A 25,352-nucleotide genomic window follows, 5' to 3' on the forward strand; every position below is an offset into this window, starting at 1 on the left:
GAAGACGTTGAAGTACGAATGAAAAAGTGGAGAGCTGTCAGGACGGTTTAAATCGGGACAGCGACCTTCATTCTCATAACAATGATCCGGCAACGACGTGTCACCTCTGACACCCTTAGCAACTGCCCAGGTAGCTCTGGTCCTTAAGGCTACGGCGCAGCGTCACTGCGCAGACCAAAATCGTTCGCTGAGCATCCTTTTTAGCGAATCTCCGCTCAAGCGGTGGTGGATGCACCTTTCTCCCTTCCGAGTCAGCTCGGTCTTCTATCTAACACAGTCCCTTGGGGTTTCCGCCCTTTGGGACGGGAGCCTCTTTTCGTCAACGGAGTCTCCCATGACAACAATTTTTCCACCGGCCAAGCCCTCCATTCAAGAGAATGAGCCCTCTAATCATGATGACCTGCTGGTCGAAAAAGCGATCTCCATTCTGGAGCAGCGTATGTTCAAGCGCGGTCCTTACCTCGAAAGGCCGCACGACGTTCGCCAATATTTAAAGCTCCAACTTGCAGGGGAACCTCAAGAGGTGTTCTCTGCGCTTTTCCTAGACAGCGCTCATCGAGTGGTGGCCTATGAACCGCTGTTCTACGGCACGATTGACTCGGTGAGCGTCTATCCAAGACGGATACTGCAACGCGCTCTGGAGCATAACTGCGCAGCGGTCATCGTCGCCCATAATCACCCCTCTGGCGAAACTCAGCCGAGCAACGTGGATAAAGAAATCACCAAGGTGCTAAACGACCTGCTGCCAAGGCTCAATGTCCGTCTGTTGGATCATTTCATCATCGGAGAAGGTGAGCCCTACTCTTTCGCTGAAGCTGGCTTGCTCTGAACCATCAGGCAGCCTGATCTTTCCGCTACCTCCTAGCCGAAGCGCCCTTTCAGGGCGCTTTTTTTCTGGGTTAACACCTATACGGGAGGCAGCTGAATCCGTTTTTCACGGGTATGGGCTTCCGACCGCTGATTCACTGTGCAGATAACCCTGCACAGGATCAATCCATGTCCTACCACCGCTCAAAAATTTTCCGTTTGATTGCCATCCCCCTAGCCGTCGGAATTCCGCTCTCCGCGCACGCGTTGAATACCGCAACCATCACTGCGTCCAGCCTGTCGCCAGATTGCATTGCCTATCGCGTGGTAGGCATTTGTTACTGGCTCTTCTGCACCAAGTTCGGATGCAGCGTTAAAACCTCTTCGAAGGTTCACCACTATGTCCCTGACGCAGTGGTGTCGAGCTACAGCACCACCGGCGAGAACCCTTGGACGGAAGTCCGAGCCATGAGCTCAGCCAATGCCTCTGCCCAGGGCGGCGGCGATGGCAGTGCAGGCATCAGCCATGAAAATGACCTCGCCAAATTCAAGAATGCCGATGTAATCGGTCATCCTGGAGGAGCCACCTTCAGCCAGTTTGCGGGGCAGTCTGGTTACTCCTGCCCAGGTGCTGGACAGATGATGATGCCCTACTTCCTGAGCACCTTGGACAGTGTCGCCTGGCGCTACAACATTCCGGAGCTGGTCTTTCCTGAGTCTGTCACGCCGGGCATGAGGGAGATCGGCAGTCGCGCTGCCGGGAACCTGTGGGGAGCGGTCTATCCCCGTGGAGGTTTTTTGCATGGCGTCGACGACCACAAAAGCGCTGCTGTTGTCGCTCAACGCGCGGGAGACATCGTCACTCGGCAAGGCCAAGCACACGTGTACCAGCCGCTTCTGGGCTCAAAGCGGGATGGGTACTGGCCAGCCGGCCCGCTGAAAGAAAGCGACGCAAGCACCGGGAAATGGCAAGAGCTGATGCCCAGCCAATCCCCAACCTGCGTTGTCTTTCCTAACAACGCTGTGCATGTTCAATCACCACGTGGCGACTACGCCTGGGCCCTCTGGCGGCCCTACAGCTGCTGCGAACGCAAGGGCCAGATATTCCTGGGCAGTACCGATTTCGCGGGAGCAAGCGAATGAAAACAGCCCACTTTCGCGCTCCAGTCTCTCCTCGTTCCGTCACCAGAATCATCATCGCCACCCTGCTTCTCACGGCCCACAACGCATACGCCGCTCAAACCCAGATCAACAAAGACGGCATCAATCACAGCGGTTCGATTGGAGACGATGTGCTCTACAGCATTGGCGGCGGACGCGCTGTGTCCATGGGGGGATCGGCGTCCATGGACAGCATTTCGGTAGGGGCCGGCTGGGACGCCAACTTGATCTGCGGTGACATGAGCCTGGACACCACGCTGCAGAACCAACTCAACGGTGCCACACGCGGCTTCAAATCCATCATGGGCAATATCATCCAGAACGCTACCAGCGCAGTAGCCTCTCTCCCAGCCTTGATCATCCAGCGTGCTGACCCCGGTCTCTACAACCTACTCACCAACGGCATTCTGCAAGCACGACTGGACTTTGATCGTTCCAAATCAACCTGCCGAGCTGTCGCCGAACGGATGGCAGATATCGCCGGTGGCCAGCTCGGTTGGGGGCAGTTGGCCGAAGGGATGGCACTGAGTCATACCGTCAAAAACCACGACGCCGTTGCGGCGATTGAGCAGGCGGAGGCAAATCGAGGCAACAACGGCGTCCCCTGGATTGGGGGTCTGTCGGCTGGAGGCAAACGACAGCCGCCCATCAAAGTCGTCTCCGACGTCACCCGCGCCGGTTTCAATTTGCTCAATGGTCGTGACGCCGGCAACCGTGCCCCTATCCCCAAAAACAGCTGCGGCAACCGCCTAAGTTGCCAGACCTGGTCGTCACCCCAGGAGGCCGAAGCCTGGGCAACCCGTGTCCTGGGAGAACGAGAACACCAGACTTGCGACACCTGCACCAAAACTCAAACCAAACCTGGCGTAGGTCTCACTCCACTCATCCAGGAGGAGTACGAAGCCAAGCTGCAAGTCCTTGATGCCTTGATCAAAGGCAGCAAGCCCACCTCCGCCGAACATCTCATGGCAGCGGGCAGCCAATCATTGCCCATCACCCGCGGCGTCATCGAAGCACTACGCGATGAACCTGATCAAGACTTGCTGGCAAAACGTCTTGCCTCAGAAATAGCCCTCTCCAGCGTCCTGGAAAAAGCTCTGCTGCTGCAACGAACCTTACTCACCGGACGCAAAGAGCCCAACGTGGCGGCCAACCAACTGGCTCAGCAAGCTATCAACACCGAAAGCGAATCCCTGACTCAGGAAATCAACAACCTCAAAACCGAACTCGAGCTGCGTCGCACCCTGGCGAGCAACTCACCCATGATGCTGATCCAGCGTCAGAGTGAACGCGCCGCTGCCTCTCGCGGTGTTTATCAAGGGGACCCTGTCCGCAACCGCCTGGATCTGATCCAGCAGGCGGTACCGGAGGGCCAATCTCGATGATGCGTCCATCAAAGACACGGCTTGTAATCGGTCATCTGGTTCTATGGGGCGTCACCCTTGGCCTGGCATTCATCGTCGTCGGATTGCTGACCCTGGAAGCAGCCAACGATTTGAACGGTTGGTACTCCTGGCTGGACAGGAACAAAACAGCTCTGCTGATCTGGCGGCTGACCCTATACGGCGCAACTGCGGTGGCGTGGTACCGAATGCGTCGGCGCCTCACCCATCGCGGGCTCACAGCGGAACAGCATCGACGCCTGCTGTGCGCCGAGGTCGCCGCCATTGGAGTCCTCATTCTGCTTGAGCTGTTAGCCGTCACCGACGAAAGCCGGCCTTGGACACGCCCATGACGCTCTACACGAACGATTATCTGGAGTATTACCTCACCCTGGTCGGATGGATCGTCAACAACGGGATATGGGAGATGCTGGTTGCTAGCGGAGTCTTCACCCTGCCTTTCCTGGCGATCATCGTTCAGGAGTGGCTCAGGGCCCGTAGTGAAGGTGCTGACGAAGGCAACAAAGGGGTGCTCTCCTCGCTGCGTATCGAAAATCGGGTTTGGGTCGCCATCGTCGTAATCATGTTCGCGGGTGTGCCGTTCATTGATGTGGACTTGAACACCATCGCATTCGACGACACACGCTCCACACAATGCCAGGTCAGCATCGCTACACCTCAGGACACGCGCTGGTCCAACACTTTCACCACGCTCAACAACCAAAGTGCAAAGGTGCCTGTGTGGTGGTTCTTCATGCACTCGCTGTCCAAGGCTCTGACGGGGGGAGCCACTGCTGCAATCCCCTGCGGTACAGATCTGCGACAGATACGCATCGACATCGATACCGCTCGCATCGACGACCCTCTCCTGGCTCAGGAAGTGGCTGACTTTAGCCAAGACTGCTACGGCCCGGCCCGGGCCAAGCTATTCATGAACCGGCCTACGTTGAGCGAAGCGTTGATGGATGACATCAACTGGATTGGCTCAAAATACCTGCTCGACACCCACGACTACTACGACGCGTACCGCTCAAAAACACCTCGCAGCCGCTGGCCCTACAACAGCGCACGTGATGCAGGCCTCTTGCAGGTTCCGGGCGGTGGTGGCTATCCGAGTTGCAAGCAGTGGTGGTCGGATGTCGGTCACGGACTAAGGGGCAGGCTGTTGCGGCAGGTTGATCCCAATCTACTGTTTCGACTTACCCAGTGGGCACGCTTCCTCAGCATGGCCCAAGCCGAGGACGCCGTTGTTCGTTCGGTGGCTTCACCACGTCAGCAGACGCTGAACCAAGGCCAGGTCTACTCCAGTTACGCAGGCCAGATCGACATGAGTGCCTCCAACCTGACCGCACGCTTAGCCTCAGATTTGGGCCTGACAGTAGGTGCAACGGCGTACTTCCCTGCGATGGATGTCGTACGCCAAGCCCTACCCATGGTGCTGTCTTTTCTGAAGATGGCGCTGACCATCAGCATCCCACTGATCCTGGTCATCGGCACCTACGAGCTCAAAGCCCTGGTCACCATCAGCTGCGTGCAATTCGCCCTGTTCTTCGTCGACTTCTGGTTCCAGCTCGCACGCTGGCTCGACAGCACCATCCTCGACGCCCTCTACGGCTGGAACTCACCCCACAGCAATTTCAACGTGCTCCTAGGCGCGAACAACTCCTTCGGGGACATGCTGCTGAACTACGTCATGGCGACCCTGTTCATCGTACTACCAGCATTTTGGGTTACGAGTTTGGCATGGGTAGGTGTGCGAACCGGAAACCTGATTCATGGACTTACAGATAGTACTAAAGCAGCTGGACAAGCAGGTGCCGAGGGAGGCGAATGGATTAGTAAGCGGCTTAAATAGGAGCGACTGTGAACTCAGATCAATCGTCGTCAAACCTAGGATCGATCGTATGAGAATAATTGATCGGATCATAGAACGGATCGTTCCGCTCATCGTACTGCTCGCCAATTGCCCACTCCTCCTTCCTTTTGTAAGAACGAACAACGCCGCTAGCCAAAACGACTATGAATCCAGCAATCAGTGCTACCCAAAACGCAAATACAAGCACAACAAGCAACAGACCAATATGGATGGTCCACCTCAAACCTTTGACGGACCGTCTAGACAATCCCTTTTGGATCAGCCAACGCGAAATATCGCCTTCTACACGGCGGTACTCTCGCCATCGACGTCCAAGCCATTCGCCGAATCGGGCTGATCTAGAAGCTCTATTCTCCTCATACACATTAAGCACTCACTTACCGATGAACCTTTCAGAAAAGGCAACCGCTGCCTTAAGACGCAGCCCAGCTACCCAGCTATCTGCTATGGGCTCAAAAGGTAAACGGGAAAAAGGGGTAAACCAAGGGAATGGAGCAGAAGGGGAAAGGCCCTACCCGAAAAGCAGAAAAGGCCTTCCTGCACACCCAGTTGAAAGGATCAATCATGTTCTCGCTGTTTCATCGCAAGTCACGACCCGCTCCAAAACACATCGATCCAACCGAGCCAACGGCACCTGCAGGACTGACTCGTCCTCAGTCAGCAAAGTCCCTCTTGGCCACACCGCGCCGGGAAAAACTGCTGAAGCTAATATGGCAGCACACTGCCGTCTCCCGCCCACAATTCAACGAGATCTACCTCGACCCGATCAACCGCTACGCCGAACTGGTTCAGCTTCTTCCCGCCTCTGAAAGTCATCACCACGCATACCCCGGCGGCATGCTTGATCATGGGCTTGAAGTCGTTATCTACGCGTTAAAGCTAAGGCAATCTTACCTGCTTCCCTCTGGTGCTCAGCCTGAAGTACAAATCATCCAGGCTGAGGCCTGGACTGCCGCCCTCGTATACGCGGCCCTGGGCCATGACCTGGGCAAGATCGCTGTAGACGTGCATGTCGAGTATGGTGACGGCCGCGTCTGGCACCCCTGGCAGGGTCCACTCTCAGCCCCCTACCGTGCGCGCTATAAAAAAAACCGCCAATACCGACTCCACGGCATTGTAGCCGGAGTGCTCATCCATAAGATTCTGAACAGCGAAATAATGGATTGGCTCAGCACCTTCCCTGAGCTATGGACAGCTTTGATGTTCAACTGTGCAGGACAAAACGAACATGCGGGCGAGCTCGGCATCCTGATCTCAAAAGCGGACCAGGCCTCAGTTGCTCAAGCACTCGGCGGTGACCCTACCAAGGCCATGGCAGCCCCCAAACATGCTCTGCAACGTAAGCTGTTGGAAGGTTTGCGCTATTTGCTGAGCGAAGAACTCAAGCTCAATCAGCCTCAAGCTTCAGATGGCTGGCTTACTCAAGAAGCCCTCTGGCTGGTCAGTAAAACCGTCTCAGACAAATTACGCGCTCATCTGCTTTCGCAAGGTGTCGATGGGATTCCGGAGCAAAACATCGCCATTTTCAATGTGCTCCAGGAGCACGGCATTGCCCTCCCCAACACCAATGGCAAAGCCATCTGGAAAGCGACCGTCACCAGCGAAACAGGCTGGTCCCATAGTTTTACGTTCCTAAAGCTGTCCCCAGCCATGATCTGGGACCGTGAAGAGCGTCCAGACGCATTCACAGGCTCGGTGGCGGTCATACCGCTAGAGAGCGCCACAACACTCTCCGACGACGCTTCTATCCACCATCAAGCTCCTCCCTCAGCCAGGGAATCGTCGGTTGGGTCGCTCATGCCCCCTACCCCACCATCAAACTCAATCGCGATGGATTCATCTGCACCGAATTCACTCGATTCACTCATGGACCTTTTTGGTGGGCCTCCAGCGCTACCCGAAGATTTCGCCCCTCCACTTGAAGAGACTGACCATTCGCCAAGTGATGCGTCTCCCCAGGGCAGCAAACCCGTTAAGCTGTCCGGCGCTCATTTCATGGAATGGCTGACCAACGGGCTGCGATCTCATCGAATTATCATGAATGACGCCAACGCCCTGGTGCATACAGTCAGCGACACCCTCTATTTGGTTACCCCAGGCGTCTTCCTACGCTATGCCCAAGAACATCCCCATCTGGCACGCATTGCCAAGAAAGAAAAGCTTTTGGACTGGGAGTGGATTCAAAAGCGGTTCGAGGAATTGAAGCTGCATCGGAAGCAACCCAACGATCTGAATATCTGGATCTGTGAGGTCAGTGGTGCCCGCAAAACCCGAAGGCTGTACGGTTACCTACTCAAGTCGCACGAAGGACTCATGAATGACCTGGCGCTGAACAACCCTTACCTCAAGCTGCTGGATTCGATGCCGAGGAAACGCAAGACTCCAACTTTAGGAAACACTCGGTAACCGGTTTTTGGGTTGACAGCCAACCGCCAGGGAAGCAATTTATGTACGCGTTTTGCTGACAAAGTCAGCTACATGCCCAGCCGCCAAGGATCTTTCAGACGGCGCTACGGAGCTTATCCGTAGGATCCCTCCCAATGACCGCTTCGTTTCCTGCAGTGCGGTTAGGTCGACTTAACGGTCGATTCGGAAACACAGTATTTCTCACCCACGACGGGCCTTTTCCCGTCGTGGGACAAGGCCCTATTTTTTTGGAGGCCTTAATGAAAATGGACCTAGCTCTGTACCAAGCGTTGATGTCGATCAACGTCCCTGAGCAGAAAGCCCATGCCGTGATCGAAGCAATGGAGTCTGACATGCATACCCTTCTCGCAACCAAAAGTGATCTCGCTAATCTCGAGCACCGGTTAACGGCTGAGATTGCAAAAGCCGACGTGAGGCTGACAATCCGCATGGGTGTCATCACGTCCGCTGCTGTTGGCATTATTCTCACGGCTATGAAATTTCTTCACTGATCTTTCGATCACCTTAGACGTACTGAAAACCACCTGTTCATGACAGGTGGTTTTCTATGCGGCTTTAGCTGTTGGATAGCTCTGCTGTCGCATTGCAGCCGATTTTCTGAGACAACTGCCCTTTCTTCGCTTTCAGCTCTGTCTGGATGTCCTGAGGTAATGCACTCCAGAACGTCAATCCCGAGCGTTCCTCGATCTCATACACCGTCACCTGGAAGTCACAGAAATTGGCTGAGCGCGGTGTGCTCTGCTCCATGATGAATGCTGCGTACAGACCATTGGCAGGAGTACCGCCGGTAAAGATGACCTTCCAATATCCGCTTGGGATCGTGTGGACTTTGTTTGTGCCTGGTAGCGAGCCGATGTTCTTTTCGTACAGAGGGCCGGTGATCACATAGACGGCATCAACATCAGGTGCCTTGCTAAGGCTGCGCTCTTGATCCTCCAAGCGTGCCCATGGGCCTCGGTTCAGGTCCATTTTTTGAGGCGTGATGTTGGTGAGATAGTTCAGCGTTTGCCAATCCGATACAGCCCCCATGGAAGCAAGGTTCGCTTGGTGGCCCCTGTCTATTTTCAGAGCAACGCTGGCTCCGTTGTAATCGACAGGGTTCAGTGTTTGGTCAGCAGGAACGTCTGGGTCGGTTTTCCAGTTTCGCGGACGCCCTCTGGCTGGGGTTTCCCTGGTGATCCTGTAAGCGACCCAGTTGGCAAATTTCGTAGAGCCGTTGTTGTTTAGCGTGTAGGCCTGCCGGTTGAGCGTGACATCGCTTCCTCCAGATGGACAGCCGACTGCGCAGTTGTCGATGGTTATTGGCTGGGTCAAGAGCCGCTTGGGTGTGTCAGGGGCGTCTGTTGGTCCTGGGGTGGTACAAGCCGCTATCAGTGGGAGGATGAGGAGTGAGGCCAGTTTTATGTTTTGCATTCCTTGCATTGAAACCGTTTCCTGAAAAAAGGCCTGTGAGCATAGGGCGCAGTTTGCAGCGAGACCACCGCTGTAGCCTTTCAAAGCGTGTATTACAAAGGAGGAGTAGATGAGCAGACGACTGCGTTCGGCCCAGAGGTGAGGGCGGCAACAGGTAGAACCCGGCAAAGAGTCGCCTCCTGGACTACGGCGCACCGCATTCAGCAATCGGGGAAAAGATGAACGAAGAATTCAGCCATGTCGGGTTGTTGCCGCTGCTTGAAAAGCCTTTCGAAACAGCTGCGCTCGATTTGACGGATGCGGTAAGAGCCCTTAGCGGAAAATATACGCTGCCTGCCGACATAGCGTTGAAGCCGTTGGTGATGACTGCCTTGACGTCGCATTCCGAATATTGGTCGGGGCTGGCGTTGAAATGGCCACGGTGGACTATAGTTACGGTCTATCGGCAAGGACGGCCGCACCGTGAAAGGACTAGGTTGCCTGATTAGTCAGGCCAATGAATCGTGCTTGAAAAAAAGCAGATATCCGACCAACATAGGAATAACACCATGGCAAAGAAAGTTATTGTGAAGAGCGGTACGGTTTTCAACACCCTGACTGCCGCAAAAGCCTATTACAACGCCTTGCGACAGGCGACGGAGATTGGAGGCAAGCTATCAGAGCCTGATCGATCAGACGTGCTCGATATCTACCATCGTTACTGCCAAATTACCAATTGGGGCGGAGAAGTGAAAGACGCGATTGATGTGGTTGCAGCTTGGGACAACAAGCTACGTGGCCATGGTCAGTATGCTCAGACGAAAGCTTTTGCAGTAGTTCCCCCGTCTGGCGATCCTTCGATTTTCGGCATTGGAGAGGCATTGGCTGAAATTGCTGTTTAATCAAGCAGTCGAATTCCCAAGAAAATGAAGCTTCACCCTCAAGCCCGCCCTAGCTAAACTTTACATTTTAGTTGCATTGAATAAAGGTTGGCACATGTTGAGTATTGGGTATGTAAAAAGCCTTATTGAGAGACATCAAGAAAAAGCGGCAGATCATATTGAGCAGCTCAAGGCTAAAATAGAAATCAAAGATAATGAAGTAAGTGACTGGGTTTATGATGAAGACATTACATTGTACTGGTCTCATCCAGACGTGCTGTATTTGCCTTTAAATTCTTGTGATTTTATTAATTATTATTTGAGAGGTGTGCATGCAGCAGGCTTCATTAGGAGCTTGGAAAAAATAACAAATGCAGATCGTGACAAACTAGAAGAGTTATACTTTGCGCACGTCTCTGACCATTGGAAAAAACAAGATGTTACACGCTCGGTAATCCCGAAAGGTTTTGCATCCGAGGAGTTTTTAGATCGTGTTTTTAAAATATAATCAATAATATTGCCGTGCTATTAATAACAGGGTGCAAAACAGTTACACCCCCGCTTCTGCGATCCTCATCGTTCTTGGCAACGGGGATCGAATGAGAACACTAACGGGTGCTAAGGCAGTACTTCTCGAAAGGGACTGATCTTTGGGGCACTTGCAAGCCACACTCAATGAAGTGGCAAGGTAGGTAAATAGCCGCCCTCGAAAAACCCTAAACTACCAGACACCCTTCTGAACGATTTAGTCAATCTGTTGCAGCGACCGGTTGAATTCCGCCCTTCAGCCAGGCAGAAATGGGCCGTTTTCTGCCCTTGGGGACCGACAGAAAACGGCCAAAATCAGCCATTTTGCGTCTAAAAACTAACGAGCGATTCAAGGTCGTGTCTGAACTACTGTCTTCATAAAGAACAACCTGGCCGATACGCTGAGAAGCTGAACCAAAGCTGTCATGGAGCACCTTGTACAATGAGGGGGTATAGGCCGTACTGCCGGAGCAGTTCGGAGACTATGAGTCCAGAATGTTATTTAAATGTCCGAGGTACATTGGCTGTTCAAAACCACCGAACTTTGGAAGCCATTCTTCATCCGTCGCCGGATCGATCTCGAAGCGGTAGCTGGTAGTCGAGAAGATAACCTGAGCGTTATTTTTTAGAGACACTACTTTGAGCTCTTTGATGTACGCATCCAGATCCTCTGAGTGAATCTCCTGCTGACGAGGGGTATCGAATATCAATGTTCGGAAGGGCGAGGTTGGATTGCCGGTGCAAATTTCAAATAGCGCAGCGTGGAATGCGAGCACCGTACGAGCCTTAGAACTACCTTTGATGATCCCAAGTTTCTCAGAGCCAAGAATTGGCTTCAGATCACTGTCGATCTGGATCTCTCTGGAGATGTTCTTGGAGTTTAGGATGTCTAGCCAACGGGCCATTTTCTCGGCTAACGCGAGCTTGAATCGCATTACATCCGGAGATTGCTCTCTGGTTTTTCCGAGAGACTCTAGCTCGTTTTGAACCGCCTCTCGCCGATTCAGCAGTTCAAGGTGCTTACCTTGTTGGCTCTTGTATTTCTGTTGTTGACCTTTTTCGAGCTCTAACTCGAAGAGTTCGGAGGCAATTCTACTGATCGCCTCAATGAACATCTCAATCCCTGCTTCGCGCTCTGCAATCCCTCTCTTTGTGGAAAGATCAGCGATTTGTCCTTCTAGCCAAGTCATCTTGGTCTGCAGAGCTTCAGCCTGCTGTATATTCGCGACGGTCACGGCTTCCAGGTCTTTCAGCTGATCTTTGAGATAAAGCAGGCTTTTGCCATACGAGTCAGAGCTGACGAGAAACATCCCGCACGAGGGGGTTGTGCATATTTCGCTAAAAGAAATAAATGCACGGCGAGCTTCTTCATTCAAATCCAGGGTCTCGATTTCGCTGTCGATCTCATCTCGTATTTGAGACGAACTGCGAATCCTCGACTCTAGGGTTATATGCTGTGAGGCTATCTCTCGGTGCTGGCGACGAAGATCGGTAATCAAGAAGTCGAAGCTGTTTAATGTCTCGCTTTTAATGTCCTTAGTCGCCTTCAATTCATCAAGACGAGCTTTGAGTGAGGTAATATCACGCTCAATATCTGCTTCAAGTCGTGGAGCGGCTGGGAGGTCTTGGCGTAGCCTCTCCATAAGCTTACGGCTATCTGTAATAGTCTTATCCAGGTAGTCGAGCTCTTTTTTGAGATTGATCGTCTTTTTGGCTGCGTCGAATGAGCTTCTGGCAGGGAGGCCCACGGCTAGCCGAATCATTTCGGAATACTGAGCTTTGATAAAGCTATGTCGCGGCGGAACGTAATAGTCCGAATAACCGATGTCCTGATCTAGATAAAATAGTGGCAGTATCGCCGAGAAAAACGGAATTGTAGCAGTGTCACTATTAGTAGTCAGACGCTCAGATCTTAGATTCAAGATACCCAGCATGAACCTGGAAAAGTCTTCATCATTATAGAAGCGATTGATGGTTCTGCCGTCGCTGCTAACGGTGATGTCGTATTTCTCTCCTACCTTGCGCTCAAAGGAAAGTGAGTTAGAGCTTATATTTACTCGCAGGACGACCTTTCCAGTATTCCGAATGATGTCTTCACGAAACTGAACGTCTAATCCGAGACAAAACATGATGGATTGGATTAGCGGCGTTTTCCCACTTCCATTAAGGGCAAATAGCTGAGTAACAGATTTACCAAACCTCAGCTCTTGAGAGCCCCACCCACCACCATGGCTTGCAAAGAACTGTAGGGATTCAAATTTCATCTAGTTTGGCCTCGATGTCTCGTTCTTTGCAAATATTTCTATATGATCTTTTGATGGTTAAGAGCGCCACGCAAAGGTGGCTTTCTTCGCTCATAACTTTATCGATGAATTTCTTGCCAGGCTCTGCGGCATCGATCCGAGAGTTGTGTTTGTTAACGACGACCATCCCAGTGTCCTCCAAGAATGTCAGCGCCTTAATTGTTCTTACTCTTAAGTTCGCAGACCAACCTAGTTCTTGCGTTGACCCCTTGAAACTGGCAATACTCTGTTCAAAACACTGCCCAACCAGCATGCCAATGTCGTTACGTTTAGGCTTTGCTTGGCTACGTGCGAGTAAAATTATGGTCAGTGCAATTAACGGGATATGAAATAAAGTCTCATTACCCAAAACGTCAGACCTGTTTCTTGGCGAGTACGAGAAATTAAGACTTTGGGACTCAGTGTTTGCTACAGCCACAGCTTCACGGAAATTCATGAAGACTCTCCTTTCACGATTTCAGACAGTACGGCTCCAAAAACTAATTCTTCAGTTAGGTCATTGCGGTCTAATAGTGTGCGAAGATTAGTTGTTAGCTTGACGACCGCACCTGTAATTGTCTTCATATCTATTTTTCCAACAGCCAGGTTATCTGTCAGACTTGTTATTTCATCCATTAGCTCAAGAAGTTTTAGCTCCTGGATTGTGTGCCTATTAACGCGATACCAGGTTTCCCACTGCGACTTAAAGTTTGCAAATGAGTTAAGCGTTTCTTCTTTATAGTTGTTTCGCTTTAATACGCGCTGAAGAATCGAAACGCTTTTAATAGCGCTCGGGTCGCCGCCATTTCTGAGGAGATAATAGGCCGATCGAGAAATAGCAAGGATGTCGAGCATGTCATCGAGGGTCACACTCGCTTTATCATTAAGCATAGCCTCGGTCATGCTGTCCTTTATTTCTTCTGATGATTTGCTTTCTATTAATGATAGAAGCTGAATGATCAGAAGCCGAATCTCCTTCGGAGTCAAATTGATTTCACTGTATTTGTAAATATGACTATGTGCGCTTGAAACGAAGTTATCGTCGTCGTCGTTCAAGATTTGCTGGCGAGGCATTAGTTTTAGGTGCGACAGGAAGTGGAGAACTTCCTTGTCGGTCTTTGCTGACAGACTTGGTACAAGTTTTTTAGTTTCAGCTATTAGCGTTGCCGTGTGTTTGGATACAACATTGCCGGATTGTGCATCGTTGACCAAACCTTCGACATCATCGTCGAAGTTGATGTTCGTTAAGATGACAAGAGAGTGACAGGTGTCACCGAAGTTATCTACGTGCAACAACATCTTGCCGGCAAAGCTGTTGGGCAAATCGTGGCCGTTTTTTTTGGTTTTCTTGATACCAAATATTTCTAGGATATTGTAAAGATGGTTCTGCTTTGTCTTTGTTTTGACCTGTACGAAGCGGTAGTAGATCTCTCCGTCATCAACAAACTTGACCACGTAATCTTCGTGGTAGTCGCAAAAGACTCGCTCAATGGCGCAGTCTTCGAGGAGTGCTAAGCATTCTAGGCTTGCGGCTTTGAATTGGGCCTTAAATCTGTGAATGGTATCTCTACCGTTCAACTCGCGAGCCTTAACTTCATGAAGTTTCATATATAGCGCTCAGCGTTCTTTGTCGGATTGGAGCCGGCTATTCTGAACGGTTGAGAAGCGCTGCAGTTACGTGCCCCCCAAACGGTTCGGCGGCACACATGGCATTTAGTGAGGTGAGGGGCGTGTTCTGATGTGATCGCGGTAGCAACAAGCTGCCGGGCTTGAGTAGTGCGATGTCGTGAGCGCTGATATTCACGATTAGCTTCCATTGCTAAGGCCCTTGGGGCTGATGGTCTTTTAGTCGCTGCATCATATGCGGCTGATTGCCATCAGTAAACGATGCTGGACGATCTAGGTTGCCGCACACAATCTCCTCACTCTGTGTGATAGATGATTATGTTGGCACCGTCCGCTGCCTTGTACCTGGCAAGACACCGCAGCCCCCTGATCGTACCGGTGTGCGGTTCGCCATTTGGGATTGTATTTAAGACGAATAGGTGTTTTGTCAGACGTCCGTTTCTGCCCCGCCCTGAGAGGCTGCTTCTGGCCGGTTGTTGACGCAGTCAGGCCACAAACTGACACCAAAGCGGTCCCCTCCCAGACCAATTTAATGGCAATGAACCCGCCATAGCTGATCCAGCTTGGTGGTATAGCTCTGACTCATCATCTCCCGCCGCATCCCCCAATCAGGGTCGCCAGGCACGCTCGCAGAGCGCAGCGTCCCCCTGCCCCATCGCCCATTGATCTGGTCCAACACAGCCATCAGCTTTGTCGCCTTGGCAGGCTGCATGCTCTCCCCGGCAATCGAGACCAGGTACACATGTGGGGCACGGATATTCAGAACCTCATCCAATGAGATATGCGCTTCGATGTGATCCGCCGCAGGGGATGGAAACCCGGCTGGCACACGAAACGAACACAAGGGCAGCTTCAAGCCACCCACGGCGATAAGACCGAGAATTGAAAAGCTCATGACGCACGACACCAAAACAACTGTACGAACATACAGTTAACGTTGTACAAGTATGTCGGTCAATTTGTATAGGAATTATCAGACAAGCGGAATCGGAAGGACGGAGGCTACGGTACGTCTTCCCAATTTGAAGGAGGTGCCAAGCGTGTCGCTAACTTGGTACTCAAGACCGATGAGCTTTCCCATCTAAACGATCAACCACCGTGAGCGGCAGGATCAAGCGACTCAGGTTAATTTCAAAATGCCATTGCTTTTTCTAAACGCTGAACTAGTGTCACATCGTACTGGACGCGCTACAGATCGTAGACGCTTGATCTGCCCTAGGTCATGGAATGAAGACCCATCATGAACATGAAAATGTTCAAACCGCTGTGCATACGATGTGTACGTGGGGCCCAAGATGGCTCTGGTTCACAGGGAGGTGCTTATGGTGGCTTCAGGTTCAAAACTTCAACAAATAATGTTGAGTATCCAATGGATTGATACGAAACATTCTCCATTTTTCCACGACCTTATCGGCCCTCGTGCCTCTCGACTCCAGTCCACCAAGCACCAGAACTGAGCATGCGCACCATGCGCGGTTTGAGCATGTGCGTGTTGCTGCTACCGGGCACAATGGTCGTGGCCGACTCAGCGCTTCGTTTGTCAGCTGGGTGTGCTGAGCAAACTGCAGATCATCTGCTGGGGCTTCCAGCGGTTACTGAAATCCCGTTACCCAATCATCTGACAGACAAAGCCGAACTTGGCAAAAAACTCTTCTTTGATAAGCAACTGAGTGCCGATGGCTCGATCAGTTGCGCCACTTGTCACAGCCCCGAACGCGGCTTTATTGATGGTTTGCCACGTGCTCAGGGCATTCATGGTCAGTTGGGTACACGCAATACCCCTACCCTCATCAATGCAGCATATGCCAGCACTCAGTTCTGGGACGGACGACGCGAAAGCCTCGAGACGCAAGCGACGGATCCCCTCTTTAACCCAATCGAACACAACGTAAAGGATGAGGCGCAGCTCCTCCAAACCATTCGGCAGGACAGTTACTACGCAGCGGCTTTCGAGAAGGTATTTTCGACAGCCCCTGAGGCATTAACGACCATGCAGGTTGCGCAAGCTATTTCTGCCTACGAGCGCACCCTGGTGGCAGGTAACTCTGCGTTTGATCGCTACCTCTACGGACACGACAAAACGGCCCTGGCGACAGATGCTTTGCGCGGCCTGGCGCTATTTCGTGGTCGTGCCCAATGCGAGCAATGCCATGTCATCGGCGAGACCAGCGCATTGTTCACCGATCAACAATTTCACACCCTGGGTGTTGGATTCAGGTATCTGGCGGATCGCTTGGCTCCAGCGGCGATTCAATTTGCAAAGCTGACTGCAACGGAACGCCAGGCTCTCGTGCAATCTGATCCTGCCTCGGCCGAGCTGGGTCGTTTCAGCGTCACTCTCAATCCAATCGATCTCGGCCGCTTTCGCACTCCCAGCCTACGCAATGTGGCTGAGACAGCGCCCTATATGCACGACGGCAGCGTTGCAACGCTTGAAGAAGCCGTAGATCTGGAAGCGTATTACCGCAGTATCCAAGCCAGTCGCCCTTTGGTTCTGACACCGACGGAAAAAAACGATTTGGTGGCGTTTCTCAAAGCCCTGACCAGTCCTCATTTCAAGCAAGACCCTGCATGTGAATCAGCCCACACACAACAGAACCGAGGATAGGGATATGTCGCAGCAAGTGTCGGAGTGGTATCGGCTCGTTGTGATGACAGGGTGGATGCTGAGCATGGCGTTTACCGGCCAACTCTCTGCCGCCCCTACGGTGACCTTAACGACGCCGGCAAGTGGCGCCTCGTTTATCGTACCAGCGACAATCAGCTTGGCCGCAAACGCAGCTACAAGTGTTGGAAGCATTTCAAAAGTAGAGTTCTATCAGGGTACCACCCTACTGAGCACGGCCACCCTTGCGCCATTTGCTTTCAAGTGGACGAATGTTTCACCAGGCACCTACAGCCTCACGGCCAAAGCCACAGACTCCCAAAACGTCTCCACAACCTCGCCCGCCGTCAGCATCACTGTAGGCACCGGTTCCATTGGTTATAGCTACGACGTGGCCGGTCACCTCGCTGGCGTCACCAATAGCACGGCATCGGCTGAATACAATTACGACGTGGTAGGTAATATCACCGCCATCAAGGCCTATGCTGCGGGCAATCCCAGCATCTTGACCTTCTCACCCGTGCGGGGATCGGTCGGCACAACCGTCACCATTGACGGCAACAACTTCAGTAGCACGGTAAGTCAGAATACCGTGCAGTTCAATGGCGTAACCGCCAGCTCAGTGACCATCGATCCCAGTTATCCGAACCGTCTGACCGTGGTGGTTCCAAGCGGCGCCACTACGGGATCGGTCAACGTGACCACGCCGGCGGGCAGTGCCACCTCGACGGGCAATTTCACCGTTGCAGCGAGTCCAGCTCCTACCATTTCAAACTTGTCACCGATTATCGGCACAGCCGGCACCGCGCTGACCATCTCAGGAAGTAACTTCCAGAGCGACAAATTCAAAGAAAAAGCGATTTTGAACAACAGCCCGTTGATCATCACTTCCACCAGTACAAGCACCATCGCAACGAGCATTCCCACCAAAACCATGGGCGGTAAAGTCAGTGTTACCACGGCCTATGGCTCGACCGTCAGCGCGCAGGATCTATTCATTCCGCCCTCTCCATTGCTAGCGACGGACATTCAATACATGGATCGTCTGGCCGTTGGGGTGAGCAAGACAGCCAGTATCACCACCGGGGGTAAAAAGGGACTGCTTCTCTTTGATGCCACACAAAACCAGCGCTTTTATCTGAATGTAATGGGGGCGACCTTTTCGGCTTGTATTACCCTCGCCATTTACACTCCCGATGGCAGTCTCCTAACCACTACGCCATGTTCCCTCTCCCCTGGCGATATAGACACCACCTCATTGCCGTCCGCCGGCACCTATACAATTTTGATCAACCCAAACAGTAACGCCACGGGCAATGTCACCCTCAAACTGTATGACGTGCCGCCAGACTCAACAGGGATCATGAGTATTGACGGCCCTGACGCCACACTGGCATCGGCCTCCGTCGGTCAAAACGGCAGCCTGACGTTCAGTGGCACCGCCGGCCAACGTATCTATCTCAGTGCCACCAATTCCACCTATCCCCGCAGTGAAGGACTCAATCTCTATAAGCCGGACGCCAGCGGGAATGCCAACACCAATAACGCCAACATCATCTATAGCAATCCTTGGTCGACAGGTTCCTACACGGACACCCTGACACTTCCGGCCACGGGCACCTACACCATCTTTCTCAACCCGAACGGCGCAGACACCGGCAGCATGACGTTCCACCTGGTCAGTGTGCCTGCGGATGCCACAGGTACGATCAGCGTCGGTGGGAGCGATACCACCCTGACCACCACCGTTGGCCAAAATGGCAGCCTGACTTTCAGCGGCACTGCCGGACAACGCATCTACCTCAGCGCCCCCAACTCCACCTATCCCCGCAGCGAAGGGCTCAATCTCTATAAGCCGGACGCCAGTGGGAATGCCAACACCAATAACGCCAACATCATCTACAGCAGTCCATGGTCAACGGGCTCCTACTCGGACACCTTGACGCTCCCAGCGACCGGCACCTACACCATCTACCTCAACCCTAACGGGGCTGACACCGGCAGCATGACGTTCCATCTGATCAGCGTGCCCGCTGATGCCACAGGCACGATCAGCATTGATGGGGCCGACGCCACCCTGACCACCACCATCGGCCAAAATGGCAGCCTGACCTTCAGCGGTACTGCCGGGCAACGCATCTACCTCAGCGCCCCCAATTCCACCTATCCTCGCAGCGAAGGGCTCAATTTCTATAAGCCGGACGCCAGCGGGAATGCCAACATCAATAGCGCCAACATCATCTACAGCAGTCCATGGTCAACGGGCTCCTACACCGACACCCTGACGCTCCCAGCGACCGGCACCTATACCATCTACCTCAACCCGACCGGCGCCGACACTGGCAGCATGACGTTCCACTTGATCAGCGTGCCCGCTGATGCCACCGGCACGATGAGCATTGATGGGGCCGACGCCACTCTGACCACAACCGCCATTGGCCAGAACGGCAGCCTGACCTTCAGTGGCACCTCCGGCCAACGTATTTACCTCAGCGTACCTAACTCAACCTATCCCCGCAGCGAAGGGGTCAACCTCTATAAACCGGACGCCAGCGGAAATGCCAACACCAACAGCGGCAACATTATTTATAGCAATCCATGGTCGACAGGTTCCTACACGAACACTCTTACGCTTCCGGCTACGGGCACCTACACCATCTATCTCAACCCTAACGGGGCTGACACCGGCAGCATGACATTTCATCTGACCAGTGTGCCGGCAGATGTAACCGGCACAGTCACGATCAATGGCTCAGCCTTTACCGTCACCACAACGGCAGAGGGACAAAATGCCAGTGCGACGTTCAGCGGTACATCGAGTCAGGTGGCAACGGTTCACCTGACCACTAACAGTATTGGCAATGTGACCGTCACCTTAAAAAGACCCGACAACACAGCCCTTACATCGACGACGTCCAGCAGCTCCAGTTTCAATTTATCGCCTCAGACTCTTCCCACCACCGGCACCTATACGATCTATGTCGATCCGTCCGCTGCCAATGTGGGCTCCATTAGCGTCAGCGTGACCAATCCTTGAGGTAATACACCATGAAAGGGAATTACTCCGGTTGTGGTGCATTCTCTAAAACCAAGATCTGGTTACGGCAGATGACACATTGCTCGTTACTGCTGATTGCCTGGCTTGCGCTAAGCATGATGAATTCCCAAGCGAGCGCCGCTTCGGCAATTGGCGGCGCTGCTGGTAGCGTGCCTACGCGTCACGCAGGTGAGGCCGCTACGTTGTTGCCTGATGGACGTTGGTTGCTCAGTGGAGGTTCGGAAAAAGGCGTGACACTCGCGACATTGACCGTGGTTGATCCAGTGACAAACACTGAAACGCTGTTCCCGGGCAACCTGAATACCCCACGCCAGGACCATACGGCCACCTTGTTACCCGATGGAACGGTACTCATCGTTGGCGGTGTGGGAGCAGAGGGCAGCCCCCTTAGCCAGGCCGAGCGCATCAACATCGAGAAGCAGCAGACCCAACTTGTTACCGGTGCGGCTTTTACGCCCCGCTCCCGGCATACGGCTACCCTTTTGCTCGATGGACACGTTCTGTTAGTCGCAGGCTTGTCGCCTCAAAAAACGGCGGTGACTAGCGCCGAACTGTGGGATCCACGTACGGGGACGGTGAATACGCTACCGGTTAGCTTATCGACTGCCCGCTATGGGCATACCGCGCAAACCTTGCCTTCCGGTTCCATCTTGATCCAGGGCGGCAAAGACCAAAGTGACAAACCAGTGGCGGGTAGCGAGCTTTATGACCCCGCCGGGCAAAAATTCTCCTCACTGGAGGAGAACCAATCAGGCTTGCCAGCGACGTCAACCTCCCTGCAGGGTCCTCCAGAAACGCAAGCCAGTCTGCCTGCGGCTAATGCTAACGCTGTCGGTCTCAACAGCTGGATCAGCCTGCATTTTTCCAAGCCGATGACGGTGACGTCACTGAACAGCAACACTGTGACGGTGATAGGCCCGACCGGTCAAATTACCGGCAGAGTAACGCCTGTAGAAAACGGGCAAGCGGTGTTTTTTGTCCCGACGCAGGAGCTATTACCCAATACGCATTACAGTGTGTTTGTCAGCGGCGCCACAGATGCGAGCGGCACTCAACTTACACTGGCGGGGTACACCTTTACTACGCAGGCCCTGACCGCCAACACTGCGCCAACCAGCACCACCCCCTCTAGCGCTGTTGATGACCAAACCAAGCCGCTGGCCCCACTTGCCGACTCTGAGATGGTTAACGCCGGCCCTGAGGACTGGGTCCCCGGTCCTGAGCATTTAACCGGTGACTGGCGCACCAAACGTCCACCTTCTCCTTTGCAGGACCTCCCCCCTTTACAAGCCCCTTTGGGAGTCACGGCACTGGCGGGCCAGGTGCTGTTGATGAATGGAAAGGCAGCTGTAGGTGTGAAATTAAAGATGGGAGAACAAAGCGCCGTTACCGACGCTACTGGTCGCTTTCTCCTGAGTGGTATCGGTACCGGAAATCAAACGCTCAGAATCGATGGCTCTGGTGCCAACAAACCAGGTCGTCAATATGGATTTTTTGATGATTTGGTTGTCATCTTTGAGAATGGCAAAACCCAGTCCCTGCAATACACCATTTGGCTGCCCCGTACCGACACACAACACGCGGTAAGCCTGCCATCCCCCACTACAAAAGAGGTGACCGTCACAACACCTCATATTCCAGGGCTGGCGTTGCATATCCCTAAAGGAACCGTCATCCGAGATACCAACGGCGCCGTTGTCAGCTCCGTCAGCATTACCCCCATCCCAGTTGACCGCACACCGTTTCCGCTTCCTACGCACGGCATCCCGGTGTATTTCACCATTCAGCCAGGCAGCGCAAATCTGCAAGCCATCGATCCAAGCAGTTTTAAGGCTGCACAGATCATTTACCCCAACTACAACAGCCGCCCGGCCGGCTCCGCGATGGACTTCTGGACTTACGACCCCGTCTATAAAGGTTGGTATGTCTATGGTGAGGGGCTTGTCTCACAAAATGGAAAACAAGTTATTCCGGGAGATGGGGTTGGCGTTTATGAGTTCACTGGAGCCATGGTCAGTGTGCCGTCTCTAGCGCCCGCAAAGAATCCAACGGCCGGTGGAGGCAACCAATTGCTGGGGGTTGCTTCGAGTGACAAGGCCGAGCCAGTGGATACGTCCACGGGCTTGTTCACATACCCGCACACCGACCTGGTTGTCGCCGATACCCTTCCACTGATCTTAACTCGCACCTACCTTTCCGAGGACACTCGGTCACGAGCCTTCGGCATCGGTACCAATCACGTCTATGACATTTTCATGGTCGGCGATACCAGCCCTTGGACCTATCAGGATCTGATTCTTTCAAACGGTGAACGCATTCACTTCAACCGGACTTCGTCGGGTACCAGTTACGGGGATGCTGTGTACCAACACAATGGGTCACCCTCGGATCGATTCCAGGGGGCAACCATCTCATGGGTCGGCGGCACATGGCCGTGGCTGCTCAAGCTCAAAGATGGCTCAAAAATGTGGTTCCCGGACGCAGAGAACAACACTCGTCTGCAAAATGCAGCGATGACCCAAGCCATGGATCGATTTGGTAACACGGTCACACTGACACGAGACTCCCTTAACAACTTGCAGCGAGTGACATCCCCCAATGGGCACTGGATAAGTTTCACCTATGACTCCAGCGACCGCATTACGCAGGCCAGTGACAACATGGGCCGCACAGTCAGCTATACCTACGACAGCAACGGAAATCTTTGGAAGGTCACTGACGCCAATGGAGGCGTAGAAACCTATACCTATGACAGCTCACACCAGATGCTGACCATCACACGACCCAACGGCAATGTACTGCTGAGCAACAGTTACGATGCCAATGGCCGGGTCTCACAACAAATTCTTGGACCTGGGAGTTCCGTTGCAGGCACCTACCAATTTGCGTACACCCTCAGTGGCAGCCAAGTGACCCAGACGGACGTAACAGATCCCCGCGGTAATATCGAACGCTTGGCATTCAATGGAGCAGGCTACGTCACAACGAACACCTATGGCCTGGGTCAACCCGAACAACAAAGCTATAGCCTCCAACGTAACGCCACCACCAATTTGGTGACCTCCGTCACTGATGCCTTGGGTCGAGTGACTGGTTATGCATACGATGGATTGGGCAATCTCACCAGCGTGACCCGGCTGCAAGGGACCTCGCAGGCAGTGACGCAGAGCTATACCTACGACTCCACCTTCAATCAACTCACCAGCTATACCGATGGACTCAGCCATACCACTAACTACGGCTACGATAGTTTGGGGCGTCTGACGCAAATTACCGACCCCTTGGGCAATACTGTGAAATTCACATCAGATAGCCAAGGGCGCTTGACGCAGATCACCGACCCCATCGGAGCGAACACGACCCTGAGCTATTCTCTTGGAGACCTTGCGAGCGTTACCGACCCACTAGGGCGAACCACCAGCTACTTCACCGACAACGTAGGGCGCGTCATGGCAATAACTGACGCCGTGGGGCGTCGTACCATGACGGAATATGACCCACTGGACCGTAAAATCAAGGTTACGGATCCGTTAGGAAGCGTGACCAACTTTGCTTATGACACGAACAGTAATCTCCTGAGTGTCACTGACGCTAAGAACGGAGTGCATGCGTACACCTACGACGCTCGCGATCGCCGAGTGTCTTACACCGACCCACTGAACGCGACGCAAAGCTACGGCCTCGACGGCCTGGATAATGTGACACAGTGGACCGCCCGCAATGGCGTGATCGCCAGCTACACCTATGATGCCTTGAATCGGCGCACGCAATCGGCCTTCGGGCAAACCTTGATCGGCAGTGGTCCTTCTTTGACAGCTCCAGATGCCACCGTTGGCTACACCTTCGACGGTGGTAACCGCCTGACGCAGATTGTGGACACGCAGGGAGGCACAATCACCCGCGGGTACGATGATCTGGATCGCCTGCTCAGCGAAGCAACAACACAAGGCACCGTCTCCTACACCTACAATGCTGCTGATCGTCGTACCAGCATGACTGTCACGGGCCAGCCCTCGGTGAACTACACCTATGACGTCGGCAATCGTCTGACCAATCTGAGCAACGGCAGTCAAAGCGCGGCCTTCACTTATGATGCGGACAACCGTCGTGCCACTTTGACCCTGCCCAACGGGGTGACCGTCAGTTACGGTTACGATAATGCCGGCCAGTTGGTCAGCCTCAGTTACGCCAAGGGCGGCGCCAACCTCGGCAATTTGAGCTATGGCTACGATAATGCTGGCCAACGGGTACAGCTTGGCGGCAGCTTGGCCCGCACCACCCTCCCCGATGCTGTGAGCACCACCAGCTACAACGCAGCTAACCAATTGACGGCATGGAGCGGCGCCTCCTTGCTGTATGACGCCAATGGCAACATGACCAGTGATGGCAGCAATACCTACACTTGGGATTCACGTCAGCGCCTGAGTACGCTTACAGGTACCACGTCTGGTAGCTTTAGCTATGACGCGGCCAACAGACGTGGCCAAAAGACGATTGCCGGCCAAACCACCAGCTATGTTTTCGACGGCCTCAACTTGGTGCAAGAACTGACCGGTACTGTCACCCCGACGGTTCAGACAAATTTCCTCACGGGCGGTTTGGACGAAGTGTTCAGCCGTACCGAGGCCAGTGGCAGCACCTACACCTATCTGACTGATGCACTGGGATCAATCCAAGCACTTTCTGACAGCAGCGGTTCATCCACTACCCAATACACGTACGGCCCTTACGGCCATACCAACACCAGTGGCTCCGCCAGTGCTAACAGTCTGCAGTACACGGGGCGGGAAAATGATGGCTCCGGTCTCTACTATTACCGTGCGCGGTATTACTCCCCTAGCTTTGGACGATTTATTTCGGAGGATCCAATAGAACTTGCGGGCGGCATCAACATATTTATCTATGCATTAGGAAATCCCGCCTCACTCACCGACCCACTAGGTCTAGATACATATGTCACAAATCGAGACCTATCTGTTGTTGGCACTTCCGCACGCTCTTGGTCAAACCCGGCTACGCATACATTCACATTTACCACAAATCACGACGGCTCTGTTGAATCCACGTACAGCTGGGGCAACTCTGCCAACTTGGAGGGCTGGAACCTTAACCAACCAGAAGATATAAGTGCGGCAGAGCAGTCATTAAAAAATGGCGAGGCAAAAAAAGTCGGCCCCGCCTTTATGGATTCATACTACCGCATTGCCTTCGATAAATTAAACATTCCAGCAAACAACCACAGCAACGGAATAATACTCAACAACTGCAAAAGCGAAACAGCCAACCTAAACAATCTGGCTTGGAAATTATTCTCAGGAGCTAAATAA

Annotated in this window: 18 protein-coding genes and 1 pseudogene; 13 read left to right on the forward strand and 6 right to left on the reverse strand. The window is 53.2% G+C overall.

Annotation, left to right across the window (positions count from 1 at the left end):
* The first annotated feature begins 334 nt into the window (after positions 1 to 334).
* From radC to TK06_RS10045, 5 genes are all read left to right on the forward strand, one after another.
* Entirely contained in the window at positions 335 to 829 is a 495-nt protein-coding gene (gene radC / locus TK06_RS10025) for a RadC family protein (RefSeq protein WP_063321935.1), read from the forward strand.
* A 167-nt stretch (positions 830 to 996) separates the two neighbouring features.
* A complete protein-coding gene (locus TK06_RS10030) occupies positions 997 to 1,950 on the forward strand; it encodes a TIGR03756 family integrating conjugative element protein (RefSeq protein ID WP_063321936.1) in 954 nt (317 codons plus the stop codon).
* Entirely contained in the window at positions 1,947 to 3,353 is a 1,407-nt protein-coding gene (locus tag TK06_RS10035; RefSeq protein WP_063321937.1) for an integrating conjugative element protein, read from the forward strand. The genes TK06_RS10030 and TK06_RS10035 overlap by 4 nt, the downstream gene beginning before the upstream one ends.
* A complete protein-coding gene (locus tag TK06_RS10040) occupies positions 3,350 to 3,703 on the forward strand; it encodes a hypothetical protein (RefSeq protein ID WP_063321938.1) in 354 nt (117 codons plus the stop codon). Before TK06_RS10035 ends, TK06_RS10040 begins: the two co-directional genes overlap by 4 nt.
* A complete protein-coding gene (locus tag TK06_RS10045; protein ID WP_063321939.1) occupies positions 3,700 to 5,205 on the forward strand; it encodes a conjugal transfer protein TraG N-terminal domain-containing protein in 1,506 nt (501 codons plus the stop codon). The genes TK06_RS10040 and TK06_RS10045 overlap by 4 nt, the downstream gene beginning before the upstream one ends.
* Before the next feature lie 19 nt (positions 5,206 to 5,224).
* On the opposite strand, the gene TK06_RS33450 is transcribed toward TK06_RS10045, so the two are convergent.
* Positions 5,225 to 5,599 carry a DUF3742 family protein gene (locus TK06_RS33450; RefSeq protein ID WP_086936629.1) on the reverse strand — a complete coding sequence of 125 codons (375 nt, stop codon included), beginning with the start codon at positions 5,597 to 5,599 and terminating at the stop codon, positions 5,225 to 5,227.
* Between the two features lie 191 nt (positions 5,600 to 5,790).
* Between TK06_RS33450 and mobH the strand changes: the two genes are divergently transcribed.
* A complete protein-coding gene (gene mobH / locus TK06_RS10055; protein ID WP_063325125.1) occupies positions 5,791 to 7,632 on the forward strand; it encodes a MobH family relaxase in 1,842 nt (613 codons plus the stop codon).
* A gap of 260 nt (positions 7,633 to 7,892) precedes the next feature.
* Positions 7,893 to 8,144, forward strand: coding sequence for a hypothetical protein (locus TK06_RS10060; RefSeq protein ID WP_063321941.1), 252 nt, complete (start codon positions 7,893 to 7,895; stop codon positions 8,142 to 8,144).
* A 64-nt stretch (positions 8,145 to 8,208) separates the two neighbouring features.
* On the opposite strand, the gene TK06_RS10065 is transcribed toward TK06_RS10060, so the two are convergent.
* Positions 8,209 to 9,075, reverse strand: coding sequence for a DNA/RNA non-specific endonuclease (locus TK06_RS10065; RefSeq protein ID WP_063321942.1), 867 nt, complete (start codon positions 9,073 to 9,075; stop codon positions 8,209 to 8,211).
* 539 nt (positions 9,076 to 9,614) lie between these two features.
* Between TK06_RS10065 and TK06_RS10070 the strand changes: the two genes are divergently transcribed.
* From TK06_RS10070 to TK06_RS33005, 3 genes and pseudogenes are all read left to right on the forward strand, one after another.
* The gene (locus tag TK06_RS10070) at positions 9,615 to 9,947 is read left to right on the forward strand and encodes a hypothetical protein (protein WP_063321943.1); all 333 of its coding nucleotides are present in this window, start codon (positions 9,615 to 9,617) and stop codon (positions 9,945 to 9,947) included.
* 94 nt (positions 9,948 to 10,041) lie between these two features.
* Positions 10,042 to 10,434 carry a hypothetical protein gene (locus TK06_RS32425; RefSeq protein ID WP_153044831.1) on the forward strand — a complete coding sequence of 131 codons (393 nt, stop codon included), beginning with the start codon at positions 10,042 to 10,044 and terminating at the stop codon, positions 10,432 to 10,434.
* Positions 10,435 to 10,488: 54 nt separating this feature from the next.
* Positions 10,489 to 10,615, forward strand: a pseudogene (locus tag TK06_RS33005) (IS30 family transposase); the annotation flags it as partial.
* A gap of 321 nt (positions 10,616 to 10,936) precedes the next feature.
* On the opposite strand, the gene TK06_RS33010 reads toward TK06_RS33005, so the two are convergent.
* The 4 genes from TK06_RS33010 to TK06_RS33015 all read right to left on the reverse strand — a co-directional run bounded on the left by TK06_RS33010 (position 10,937) and on the right by TK06_RS33015 (position 15,257).
* Positions 10,937 to 12,718 carry an AAA family ATPase gene (locus tag TK06_RS33010; protein ID WP_238992617.1) on the reverse strand — a complete coding sequence of 594 codons (1,782 nt, stop codon included), beginning with the start codon at positions 12,716 to 12,718 and terminating at the stop codon, positions 10,937 to 10,939.
* Positions 12,708 to 13,193 (reverse strand): hypothetical protein, encoded by a 486-nt coding sequence (locus tag TK06_RS10080; protein ID WP_063321944.1) that lies wholly within the window; start codon positions 13,191 to 13,193, stop codon positions 12,708 to 12,710. Before TK06_RS10080 ends, TK06_RS33010 begins: the two co-directional genes overlap by 11 nt.
* A complete protein-coding gene (locus TK06_RS10085) occupies positions 13,190 to 14,344 on the reverse strand; it encodes a dsDNA nuclease domain-containing protein (protein WP_063321945.1) in 1,155 nt (384 codons plus the stop codon). The genes TK06_RS10080 and TK06_RS10085 overlap by 4 nt, the downstream gene beginning before the upstream one ends.
* Positions 14,345 to 14,891: 547 nt before the next feature.
* The gene (locus TK06_RS33015) at positions 14,892 to 15,257 is read right to left on the reverse strand and encodes a DUF4113 domain-containing protein (protein WP_086936630.1); all 366 of its coding nucleotides are present in this window, start codon (positions 15,255 to 15,257) and stop codon (positions 14,892 to 14,894) included.
* Between the two features lie 564 nt (positions 15,258 to 15,821).
* On the opposite strand from TK06_RS33015, the gene TK06_RS10095 reads away from it, so the two are divergent.
* From TK06_RS10095 to TK06_RS10110, 3 genes are read left to right on the forward strand one after another with little or no spacing between them, the layout of a single operon-like run.
* Positions 15,822 to 16,970, forward strand: coding sequence for a cytochrome-c peroxidase (locus tag TK06_RS10095; protein WP_063321946.1), 1,149 nt, complete (start codon positions 15,822 to 15,824; stop codon positions 16,968 to 16,970).
* A 4-nt stretch (positions 16,971 to 16,974) separates the two neighbouring features.
* Entirely contained in the window at positions 16,975 to 20,004 is a 3,030-nt protein-coding gene (locus TK06_RS30785) for a beta strand repeat-containing protein (protein ID WP_086936631.1), read from the forward strand.
* An 11-nt stretch (positions 20,005 to 20,015) separates the two neighbouring features.
* Positions 20,016 to 25,352 (forward strand): RHS repeat-associated core domain-containing protein, encoded by a 5,337-nt coding sequence (locus TK06_RS10110; RefSeq protein ID WP_063321949.1) that lies wholly within the window; start codon positions 20,016 to 20,018, stop codon positions 25,350 to 25,352.

Origin of the sequence: Pseudomonas fluorescens, assembly GCF_001623525.1 — a bacterium.
Classification (GTDB): domain Bacteria; phylum Pseudomonadota; class Gammaproteobacteria; order Pseudomonadales; family Pseudomonadaceae; genus Aquipseudomonas; species Aquipseudomonas fluorescens_Q.